Genomic DNA, 10,096 nt, shown 5'->3' with positions numbered 1-10,096 from the left:
GGGTCGCCCCGCTGGAGGACGCCGAGGTCTCCGCCGAACTGGCCAAGCAGTACCGGAAGTTGGGCATCGATGTCCTCACCTCGACCCGCGTCGAGTCGATCGACGAGTCCGGCCCGCAGGTCCGTGTCACGGTCACCGGCAAGGACGGCGCTCAGAAGGTGCTGGAGGCCGACAAGGTCCTGCAGGCGATCGGTTTCGCGCCGAACGTCACCGGCTACGGCCTGGAGAACACCGGCGTGCGCGTCACCGAGCGTGGCGCGATCGACGTCGACGGCCGCTGCCGCACGTCCGTCCCGTACATCTACGCCATCGGCGACGTCACCGCGAAGCTGATGCTCGCGCACGCCGCCGAGGCGATGGGTGTGGTCGCCGCGGAGACGATCGCGGACGCGGAGACCATGGAGCTGGACTACGTGATGATCCCGCGGTCCACGTTCTGCCAGCCGCAGATCGCCAGCTTCGGCTACACCGAGGCACAGGCGCGGGAGAAGGGCTTCGACGTCCAGGTGGCCAAGTTCCCGTTCACCGCGAACGCCAAGGCGCACGGCCTGGGTGATGCGACCGGGTTCGTGAAGCTGATCAGCGACGCCAAGTACGGCGAGCTCCTCGGCGGTCACCTCATCGGCCCCGACGTCACCGAACTCCTCCCCGAGCTGACCCTGGCCCAGCAGTGGGACCTCACCGTCCACGAGGTCGCCCGCAACGTCCACGCCCATCCGACCCTGGGCGAGGCGGTCAAGGAAGCCGTGCACGGCCTCGCCGGCCACATGATCAACATGTAGCGTTATGAGGGCTCGACATGGGTGACGCTCTCGCGGAGGCGTGCTGCCGGCGGCTTTCGAGAACTGCCGGATCGGTGTGTTCCTCGCCTACGCCACCGGCCGCGGACGCACGCTGGTCGACCGGCGGCTGTATCTGCCCACCTCCTGGACGGACGACCGCGAGCGCTGCCGACGGTAGGGCGACGTTCGACGTCCTTGCGGCGTGAACCGGAGGTCCGGGGTTCAGGATCCGGTGCTGTAGCGGCTGAGCATGAGGGCGACGGCTTCGTCCACGATCGCGGCGTCGGTGGGGTTGGGCGGGACGAAGTCGGTCCGTACGAGTTGGGGCCACAGGAACTGGCTGCAGATCATGCCGAGGAACTGTTCGGCGACTTCGGATGCCGACTGCGGCTGTCCGTCGGCCGAACGGAAGTCGAGTGTGCCGGCCTGCGCTTCCGCCTCCAGGTAGTCGCGGAGCCGGTCGAAGAAGGGGCCGCGGTCGATGGCGAAGCCGGTGCCGACGATGTCGGCGAGTTCCGGCATCTGGGGCAGTTCGGTGATGATGAGGCGGCACAGCGCGGCCGTGCCGGGCCGCGAGACCAGGCAGGCGTAGTCACGGCCGATGTGGTCCAGGCCGTACCGGGGGTCACCGGGCGGGGGCGGTTCGGCGTACTCCACGTCCAGCTGCCACTGTTCGGAGGTGACGGCCGCGAACAGCGCGGCCTTGGACGGGTACCGCTTGAAGAGGGTGCCGGTGGAGACGCGGGCCTCCCTGGCGATCTGGGCCAGGGAGGTCTTGTCGTATCCCCGGGCGAGGAAGAGGTCGCGGGCGGCGCGGATGATGCGCGCGCGGTTCTCCGCTTTGATCTGCGCGTGATACCCCGGCCGGCAGGTGTCGCCACCGGTCTCCGCTCGGTCCGCCACCGACATGCCCACGCCCCTCGCCCGTCTTCCGGCCGTGTCCTCGCTGTCAGAGGACGGTCTGGCCACCGTCCAGGATAAGGTCCTGGCCCACCGCGAAGGCGGAGGCGTCGGAGGCCAGGTAGACGACGGCTTCCGCGACCTCCTCGGGCAGACCCATGCGACCCAGCGGGATGTTGGAGCTGAGCCGGTCCAGGACCGCCGCCTGCACCGCGGGGTCCTCGATCCCGAGCTTGGAGTACAGCGGGGTGTCCACCGGGCCGGGGCTGACCGCGTTGAACCGGATGCCGTGCGACTTGAGCAGGTCCGCGTTCCACGACCGCATCAGGGAGGAGACAGCCGCCTTCGTCGCGGCGTAGGCGTTCGAGTTCCCGTAGCCGCCGTGCGCGCTGGCGGACGCGTTCAGGATGACCGAGGACGGGTTGGCCAGCACGGGCACCAGGGCCTGGGTGAGGAAGAAGACGCTCTTGACGTTGATGTCGAAGAGCCGGTCGAAACTGTCCTCCGTGTGGTCCTCGAACGGCCGCCAGTCCGAGACGCCGGCGTTCAGGAACACCACGTCCAGCTTTCCGAAGTGCTCACTCACCTGCTTCGCCAGGGCGCGCTGCGCGTCGAGATCGCGTGCGTCGGCCTGCACCACCGGCACCTTGTCCCCGAGGATCTGCCGCGCCTTGTCGATGCTGGCCGGGGTTACGCCGGTGATCAGCACGTCGGCCCCCTCCGCGATGAACCGCTGGGCGGTCTCCAGGCCGATCCCGCTCGTGCCGCCGGTGATGAGGGCGCGCTTGCCCGCAAGACGATTCATGGTGATTGTTCCTTGCCGAGTCGAAAGGTAAGTCGGTGGACTCACCACTCGAAGGTAGCTCCCGCACCACCCTTATGGCAAGTCGATCCACTTACCATCGGTGGTCTGGCGCGGTTCGGCCGCAACGGAGAAGGTGGCCGGCACCGGCTCGAAGGCCGTGTTGCTGCCGCCCCTGAGGAGCCGGGCGATGATGGCCTTCCCGGCGCCGGGCGGTCCTGGACGGTGGCACTGAGGCGCCGCTGGGCGACCATACGGGCCCAGAAGTGGAGTCCGCGGCGAGGACCAGGAGGTGGTCCTGCCCGACGACGTCTTCCAGCTTTGCGCTCAGGCGGTCGGCGACTGGCTGCGAGGGCTCCTCGTCGAAGAGCGGCAGGATCGCTACGGTCGGTTCCAACGGCCCCTCGGGCCGCAGGCGGGCATGCGCGGACGAGGTGAGCCGACGGGGTGCTCCTGCACGTGGGTGCGCTAAGAGGTGCGTTCGTACCCTGTCAATGACCGCAAGGAAGGTCGACTTCCCCCTATTCCCTGCACGGGTCCGATGGCGTGGGGTTGGCCGACAGAGCGCCCGGCGATGACAGCCGTCTGGAGGAGCCCGGGGCATCAGCCCGGCGGGGCGGACTGCCGCGCTGCCATTATCCGGACCAGTTCCCGCCCGCGAGGGTGGCCCAGGGTTCGGCTGTCTTGGGTTGGATGCCGAGCAGGTCGGTGATGACCATGGGCGGCAGGTCTACGAGGGCGTCCATCATGGCGGTGTTCCGGGCTGCGCGGGCGGGCGGACCGTGGTGTCTCAGGGCGTCGGCGAAGCCGAGGGGGTTGCGCGGGTGCCCAGGCTGTGACCGGGCAAGAGGTATCTGCACCCGGACGTGTTGCTGGGGCGCTCCTGTCCGCAACCGCCACCACGCGCCGTTCACGACCTGCCGGTGTTCCCGCCAAGACCGCCCGCGACCATCCACACCCGGCAGCAGCGGAGCTGTCCGCTCCCACGCCGCATCCGTCGACTCTCCCCGACCAACCACAAGATCAGTTATCAGACGCGGCCTGGGTCAGGGAGCACGTCAAGCCCTTTTCGCGCCGCTCTGCTCGCGGACGGCGTCGAACATGGCGGTGAGAGCGGGACTCTCGGCAAGGTTGCTCAGCAGGGCGTGCAGCGAGTGCCGCTCAGTGGTGCCGAGGTCGGGGAGGATTTCGGTGTCGAGGCCGACGAGTGTGCGGTTGAGGTCGGCCAGGACCTTGCGCCCGTCGTCGGTGATGTCGACGGCGTAGCGGCGTCGGTCCTGCGGATCGCGTGTCCGCTCGGCGTATCCGGCCCGCTCAAGGTCGTCAAGACTCGTCACCATCGTCGCCGGGTCGATGCGCAGGAACGAACCGAGCGCCAGTTGCGGCATGGCTCCATTGTCGGCCAGGGCTTGCAGCACGCTGTAGTGACGCACTCGCAGGCCGGTACCGCTGATGCCGTCTTCGGCGATCCTGAATGCCACCTGCCCGAGTTTGACCAGCAGGCAGATGGTGTGTTCGGCCACTGTCCCCGGTACCAGCGGAGCCTCGGACATCGTTTATCCCGCCTATGGTTAGCCCTGCGTATCGTCTGGCTCCATCGTACGAGAAGGCCTGAGGTGGCCGGACCCATGAGGTGACCGGACCGGGGCAGCGATCTCGGCGCGCGGAATCGGGGCACGCAGGGCAGGGAATGCGCGGGGCCGTCAGCCGACGATGGTCCGGCCGAAGATCTGCCGGGCGATGACCCACTTCTGGATCTCGTTGGTGCCCTCGTAGATCTCGCCGATCTTGCTGTCCCGGTAGATCGCCTCGACAGGGCCGGGGCTGCCGTCGGCACCCAGTTCGCGGGCGAAGCCGAGGCCCCCGAAAGCCTGGACGGCGTCGCGTGCCATGTCCACCGACAGCCTGGTGGCGTAGTACTTCGCCATCGCGGCCTCGGGTTCCGGGGACGGGTTGCCGGCGTCCAGGCGAAGGGCCGCCTTGGTGACGAGGGTGCGGGCGTTGTCGATCTCGGTGGCCCGCTCGGCGAGCAGGAACTGCCAGTGCTGGTTGGCGGCCACCGGCTTGCCGAAGGCGTGGCGCGTCGACAGGTGGGCCACGGTGTGGTCGAAGGCGGCTTGTGTCATGCCGACCCCGGCGGCCGCGATGCCGATCCGGCCGTAGGTGAGGGTGGTCAGTGCGTGGCGCAGTCCGTGTCCCTCGGTGCCGCCGAGGAGGTCGTCGTCGGACAGGTGTACGTCCGAGAAGCGGATGTCCGCGGTGAGTTGGCCGCGGTTGCCCATCTTGCGGTCGGCGAGGCCGACTTGAACGCCCGGAAGTGCTGTGTCGACGATGAACATGCTCAGCCGCTCGCCGGTGCGGGCGAGAACCACCACGAAGGCGGCCACGGGCGAGTTGGAGATCCACCGCTTGTGGCCGTTCAGCACCCAGCCGGTCTCGGTGCGTACGGCCTCGGTCCGAACGGCCTGCGGAGACAGGTCGCTGGAGGCGTCCGGCTCGGTGGTGGCGAACGCGCCGACCGCGGAACCCTCCGCGACCTTGGGCAGCCAGCGCTGCTGCTGCTCCTCGGTTCCCTGCCGCAGTGCGTTGCCCGCCAGGATGCAGTGCACGTCGAAGACGGCGGCGACGCTGCTGGAGTAGTAGGCCAGTTCCTCGATCGCCGCGGCGGTGGCGGTCGCCGGGTGGGTCAGACCGTCGCCGCCGACCTCGCCGGGGAAGGGGATCCGGAAGACCCCCGCCGATGCGAGCGCGTCGAACACCTGCCGGGGGAAGCCGTCGGTGCGCTCGTCGCCGTTCGCGATCGCTGCGGCATGCGGAGCCACTTCTTGCTCCGCGATCCGGCGCACGGCGGCGCGTACGGACTGGGTCTCTTTGGGGGCGAGGAGCTCGTGGTAGAGCCGGTCGCTCTGGCGTGCGGGAGTGGAAGTCATGCGCGGACCATATCATTCGTATCGCATACGATTAGTTCACCAATCGATTGTGGAGGTTCGACCATGACACGGACGCTGGCCGGCAAGACCGTCCTGATGTCGGGAGGCAGCCGCGGCATCGGACTCGCCATCGCCCTGCGCGCGGCCCGCGACGGTGCGAACGTGGTGATGCTCGCCAAGACCGCCGTACCGCACCCGAAGCTCGAAGGCACGGTTCACACCGCGGTCGAGGAGATCGAGCGCGCGGGCGGCAAGGGGCTGGCCGTCGTCGGTGACGTCCGCAACGAGGACGACGTACGCACCGCCGTCAACGCCGCGGTCACTGCCTTCGGCGGCATCGACATCGTGGTGAACAACGCCAGCGCGATCGACCTGTCGTCGACGGAGCAGCTGGAGATGAAGCGGTACGACCTGATGCAGGACGTCAACACGCGCGGAACGTTCCTGCTGAGCAAGGCCGCGATCCCGCACCTGCGGGAAGCGGACAACCCGCACATCCTCACCCTCTCGCCGCCGTTGAACCTCGCGCCGCACTGGGTGGGCAAGCATCTCGGCTACACGCTGTCGAAGTACGGGATGAGTCTGTGCACCATCGGGCTCGCCGAGGAGCTCGCCGCCGACGGCATCGCCGCCAACTCGCTGTGGCCGCGAACGCTGATCGACACCGCCGCCGTACGCAACGTGGTCGGCGGCGCCGGACAGGCCCGTAGTCCGCGGATCATGGCTGACGCCGCGTACGCCGTCCTCACGCGTGACGCGCGCAAGTGCACCGGCAACCTGTTCATCGACGACGAGGTCCTGTCGGACGAAGGCGTCGCCGACCTCTTCGGGTACAGCCCTGCCGGCTTCGAGGGGGATCTCGCCCTCGACATCTTCGTCGATCCGGCCTGATCCCGCTCCGCTTCGGGGGGTGGGCGGAACTCCCCCTCTCGGACGGCGACGATCCGCGCCCCGGTGCGCAAGGCGTGCGCGACACCCCGCTCCCGGCTGCGCTACTCGGTCTGCGCGATCGCAGTCGTGTTGGCGCTGGAGACGCAGCTCAGGATGGCGACGCCCGAGCCGGGGCGCAGGGTTCTGACCGTGCCCGCCGCCCGCGCGGCCGTGATTGCTGCGCTACTTGTGCGGGCATTGCCTGCGCCTGTGGCGTGACCTGCCTGGAGAGGTGGTGGGTGCGTGACCGCTTCAGGACCGCGCTCGGCGGGGGCGGGAACGGGCGTTGTTCGATTCTCGGGGCCGCCTGGTCCGCGTCCGGCGGCCGACGCCCGCGATCGCCACTGGTGGTCCAGGTCCCGGCGGCGACCGCCAGAACGCGGACCCGGGCCGGACCTGGCGAGCGCGAGCGCACCTGGACGGACCCAGCCCGCCGCGAACTCCCGGCGCCACCTGGCTCAGTTCACTCGGCGGGCCTCAGGCGAAAAGCGGGGCCGGGGATGCTCTCGATGTCTTCCGGCTGTACGGCGTGGCCCTGGTCGCAGCGGATCCGGGCGTCGACGTGCGCGCCGCATCCACGGTGCCGGGACAGCATGGCGGGGCCCTCCGGGTCGGCGCGGTAGCGGTCCCCCCACTGCAGGAGCCCCATCACGGCCGGGACCAGATCCACACCCTTGGGTGTGATCACGTACTTCGGCCGGCTCCGCGAGCCCGGCTCCTTGTAGGTCTCGGTGGCCAGGATCCCTTCCTCCACGAGCATCTTGAGTCGCGCCGCGAGGAGGTTGCGAGGACAGCCGAGGACGCGTTCGAACTCGCTGAAACGGGACGAGCCGTACCAGACCTCGCGCAGGATCAGGATCGTCCACTTCTCGCCCACGACCTCAAGGGTTCGGGCGATCGAGCAGTTCGACGTGTCCCGGTCGAGATGGGGAAACGTGCCGGCGTCGTCCTGCAGGGCTTCGGTCGTTGCGTCCATAGGGTGATTCTAACTTCTCTGAGTTTACTTTTCCATACTCAGCTAGTACTGTCATGATCGGCACGTCAACCCCGCCGCAGACGAGAAGCATGCGCACAGGGGACCCGTCCCAGGAATCACACCGACCACCGAGACACCCACGCAGAAAGGCGGCCGACATGAAGGCCTTCCTCGTCGAGAAGTACGGCAAGGACGGCGTCCGCGCCGCCGACGTGCCCGAGCCCACCGTCGGAGCCCGCGACGTTCTGGTCAGAGTGGGCGCCGCCGGCATCAACCCGCTGGACAAGATGGTCCGCAACGGGGAGTTCAAGCAGCTCCTGAAGTACAAGCGCCCGTTCGTGCTCGGCCACGACGTGGCCGGCGTCGTGACAGAGGTCGGCTCCGCCGTACACGGCTTCAAGGTCGGCGACGAGGTCTACGCCCGCCCGCGCGACCTGCGGGTCGGGGGCTTCGCGGAGTTCATCGCGATCGACGCGGACGATGTCGCCCCCAAGCCGGCCTCACTCTCCCTGGAGGAGGCGGCCGCGGTGCCGCTGGTGGCCCTGACCGCCTGGCAGATCCTCGTCGAGCGCGCGCACGTGCAGCCGGGGCAGAAAGTGCTCGTCCACGCCGGAGCCGGCGGCCTCGGGTCGACGGTCATCCAGCTCGCCAAGCACCTCGGCGCCACGGTGGCGACGACCGCGAACACCAGGTCCGAGGAGTTGGTCAGGAGCCTCGGCGCCGACGTCGTCGTCGACTACACCAAGGAAGACTTCTCCAAGGTGCTCTCGGGCTACGACCTGGTGCTGGACTCCCTGGGCGGGGCGAACCTCGAGAAGTCGCTGACCGTACTGAAGCCCGGCGGCCTGGCCATCAGCGTCGTCGGCCCGCCCGACGCCGGTTTCGCCAAGCAGCTCGGCGCCCCCGCCGTCATGGGCCTGGTCATGAGCACCCTCAGCCGCAAGATCCGCAAGCAGGCCAAGGCACTGGGCGTGCGCTACGAGTTCCTCTTCATGCAGGCCAACGGCTCCCAGCTGCGCAAGCTCGGCGCCCTCTACGACAGCGGAAAGCTCCGCCCGGTCATCGACAGCACCTTCCCCTTCGACCAGACGCTCGAGGCGATGGCACACGTCGAGCAGGGCCGCACCAAGGCCGGCAAGGTCGTGGTCTCGATGGTGCCCGACGGCGAGTGAAACCGTGCGGGCCGATCCGGCGGCCGTTCACCCATGCGAGGACGGGCGGCTGATCGTCACGCGAAGGCCGGAGGGGGCTGGTAGCCCTCGACTTCCCGGCCCAGGAGCTCGGCGAACTTGATGGTGGTGAGGTCGCTGCCGCTCGGCCCCATCGCCTGCAGCCCGACGGGCAGACCGTCCCGGCCCGTTCGGACGGGGATGGTCGTCGCCGGAGAGCCGGCCACATTGGCGATGGCGCTCCACTTGACCTGATCCCAATAGGAACGGGAATGCCCGTCCACCTGGATCCGGCGGCCGAACCTGTCGATCGGCTTGGTGTGATGAGGCGGCGCCGTGGTCGGAGTCACCGGCATGAGCAGGACGTCGAACTCACGGAAGAACTCGGCCCACCGGTGCCGGAGTTCATGGCGTGCAACGTCCGCTTGCAGCCAGCTGTAGTGGGACTGGAAGGTTCCTCTCACCGCGTCCAGCACCTCTCCACGAGGGTGTTGGACAAGACGCGCGAGGGTCGCGGCGTTGGAGGCCGCTGTCAGTCCGGACCGGTCGTAGGTGAAGGCGCCGAAGAGCAGGCGCTGGAACAGGGCATGACTGGTCGTCATGTCGACGGGCAGGCTGGTGGGCCGTACTTCGACCTTCGTGCCCGCCGCTTTCAGGGCGCTCAAGGCGTCGTCCACCGCGGCAACGACATCGTGGTCTATCGGGCATGACGCGTCCTCGGTCCACACCGCCACTCGGAAGGCGCCGAGTTCGTTCGCTCGTGGTGGTGCGAGGGTGTAGCTGAAGCCACCGTCGCGCTCCGGCGGTCCTACCGTCGCGTGGAGGATGGGGACCAGGTCGCGTGCGTCGCGCACTTGGGCGCCGGCACAAGCGAGGTCGATCTCCGCCCACCGTCCGACACCTGGTCCGCCCGGGACGTGTCCGATGAGGGGGATGGACCGCCAGGTCGCCTTGTGTCCGTAGAGACCGTTGAAGTGTGCCGGAATCCGGGTGGATCCGCCGATTTCCGAGCCGAAGTCGAAAGCCGTGAGTCCGGCGGCTGTTGCCACTGCTCCACCGCCTGCGGAACCTCCGGACGTGCGGGCGGTGTTCCAGGGGTTCAGCGTCGGCCCGAACACGGGGTTGTCCGCTTGGACGTCCTGGTTTCCGGCGGGCAGATTGGTCTTGCCGATGATCACTGCACCTGCGGCCCGCAACCGTTGTACCGCCTCTGCGTCCTGCTCGGGTACGTAGTCCTTGAGGTGGGTGCGACCGCAGACCGTCCGCAGGCCGGCGGTCTCGTAGCTGTCCTTCAGCGTGATCGGGAGACCGTGGAGCGCGCCGAGTTCCGCCCCGGCCGCCCGTTTCGCGTCGGCTGCCCTGGCATCGAACTGCGCCCGCTCGACGTCCAGCGTGACGACCGCGTTCAGCGTTTCGTTGTGCACGCCAATGCGTCGCAAGTAGGTTTCGAGCAGTTCCTCACTCGAAACCTGCCCTGACGCCAGCGCATCGAGTTGGTCCGTGGCCGGCTGGAAGGGGAGGTCACGCACGGAGAGCCTCGTTTCTGTATGCGCTGATCGGCGAAGCCGCAGTTGAGCGACCGTGGCTGGTCGGTCGTCGCAGCGGTG

At 68.7% G+C, this 10,096-nt stretch carries 9 protein-coding genes and 2 pseudogenes; 4 read left to right on the top strand and 7 right to left on the bottom strand.

From position 1 onward, the window contains the following. Both AQJ46_RS40695 and AQJ46_RS54675 read left to right on the top strand, forming a co-directional pair. On the top strand, positions 1-782 hold a 782-nt coding region (locus tag AQJ46_RS40695), incomplete at its 5' end, for a dihydrolipoyl dehydrogenase family protein (RefSeq protein ID WP_159064115.1). Positions 783-840: 58 nt separating this feature from the next. Further along, positions 841-954 (top strand): annotated as a pseudogene (locus AQJ46_RS54675) (transposase); the annotation flags it as partial. Positions 955-1,004: 50 nt separating this feature from the next. Here AQJ46_RS54675 and AQJ46_RS40690 read toward each other — a convergent pair. From AQJ46_RS40690 to AQJ46_RS40670, 5 genes and pseudogenes are all read right to left on the bottom strand, one after another. After that, positions 1,005-1,691 carry a TetR/AcrR family transcriptional regulator gene (locus AQJ46_RS40690; RefSeq protein ID WP_059210377.1) on the bottom strand — a complete coding sequence of 229 codons (687 nt, stop codon included), beginning with the start codon at positions 1,689-1,691 and terminating at the stop codon, positions 1,005-1,007. Positions 1,692-1,731: 40 nt separating this feature from the next. Beyond that, entirely contained in the window at positions 1,732-2,487 is a 756-nt protein-coding gene (locus AQJ46_RS40685; protein WP_059210376.1) for an SDR family oxidoreductase, read from the bottom strand. A gap of 872 nt (positions 2,488-3,359) precedes the next feature. Beyond that, positions 3,360-3,503, bottom strand: a pseudogene (locus tag AQJ46_RS56655) (transposase); the annotation flags it as partial. 39 nt (positions 3,504-3,542) lie between these two features. Further along, entirely contained in the window at positions 3,543-4,037 is a 495-nt protein-coding gene (locus AQJ46_RS40675; RefSeq protein WP_059210374.1) for a MarR family winged helix-turn-helix transcriptional regulator, read from the bottom strand. A 150-nt stretch (positions 4,038-4,187) separates the two neighbouring features. Beyond that, positions 4,188-5,414, bottom strand: a complete 1,227-nt coding sequence (locus AQJ46_RS40670; RefSeq protein WP_059210373.1) for an acyl-CoA dehydrogenase family protein — start codon at positions 5,412-5,414, stop codon at positions 4,188-4,190. 63 nt (positions 5,415-5,477) lie between these two features. On the opposite strand from AQJ46_RS40670, the gene AQJ46_RS40665 reads away from it, so the two are divergent. Beyond that, on the top strand, positions 5,478-6,305 hold the full coding sequence (locus AQJ46_RS40665) for an SDR family oxidoreductase (RefSeq protein WP_059210372.1): 828 nt from the start codon (positions 5,478-5,480) through the stop codon (positions 6,303-6,305). A gap of 502 nt (positions 6,306-6,807) precedes the next feature. Here the strand turns inward: AQJ46_RS40665 and AQJ46_RS40660 are convergent. Further along, positions 6,808-7,320, bottom strand: a complete 513-nt coding sequence (locus AQJ46_RS40660) for a winged helix-turn-helix transcriptional regulator (RefSeq protein ID WP_059210371.1) — start codon at positions 7,318-7,320, stop codon at positions 6,808-6,810. Positions 7,321-7,478: 158 nt separating this feature from the next. Here AQJ46_RS40660 and AQJ46_RS40655 point away from each other — a divergent pair, with 158 nt between their 5' ends. Next, on the top strand, positions 7,479-8,492 hold the full coding sequence (locus tag AQJ46_RS40655) for an NADP-dependent oxidoreductase (protein ID WP_059210370.1): 1,014 nt from the start codon (positions 7,479-7,481) through the stop codon (positions 8,490-8,492). A gap of 56 nt (positions 8,493-8,548) precedes the next feature. Here AQJ46_RS40655 and AQJ46_RS40650 read toward each other — a convergent pair whose 3' ends face one another. Beyond that, positions 8,549-10,018 (bottom strand): amidase, encoded by a 1,470-nt coding sequence (locus AQJ46_RS40650; protein ID WP_063803901.1) that lies wholly within the window; start codon positions 10,016-10,018, stop codon positions 8,549-8,551. Between the last annotated feature and the right edge of the window lie 78 nt (positions 10,019-10,096).

Origin of the sequence: Streptomyces canus (assembly GCF_001514145.1) — a bacterium.
Taxonomy (GTDB): Bacteria; Actinomycetota; Actinomycetes; order Streptomycetales; family Streptomycetaceae; genus Streptomyces; species Streptomyces canus.
This window is presented reverse-complemented; position numbering and strand designations above follow the sequence as displayed.

Coding starts and splice junctions, on each gene's coding strand:
- AQJ46_RS40690 (WP_059210377.1), bottom strand. CDS start 1,691: ATGTCGGTGGCGGACCGAGCGGAGACCGGTGGCGACACCTGCCGGCCG.
- AQJ46_RS40685 (WP_059210376.1), bottom strand. CDS start 2,487: ATGAATCGTCTTGCGGGCAAGCGCGCCCTCATCACCGGCGGCACGAGC.
- AQJ46_RS40675 (WP_059210374.1), bottom strand. CDS start 4,037: ATGTCCGAGGCTCCGCTGGTACCGGGGACAGTGGCCGAACACACCATC.
- AQJ46_RS40670 (WP_059210373.1), bottom strand. CDS start 5,414: ATGACTTCCACTCCCGCACGCCAGAGCGACCGGCTCTACCACGAGCTC.
- AQJ46_RS40665 (WP_059210372.1), top strand. CDS start 5,478: ATGACACGGACGCTGGCCGGCAAGACCGTCCTGATGTCGGGAGGCAGC.
- AQJ46_RS40660 (WP_059210371.1), bottom strand. CDS start 7,320: ATGGACGCAACGACCGAAGCCCTGCAGGACGACGCCGGCACGTTTCCC.
- AQJ46_RS40655 (WP_059210370.1), top strand. CDS start 7,479: ATGAAGGCCTTCCTCGTCGAGAAGTACGGCAAGGACGGCGTCCGCGCC.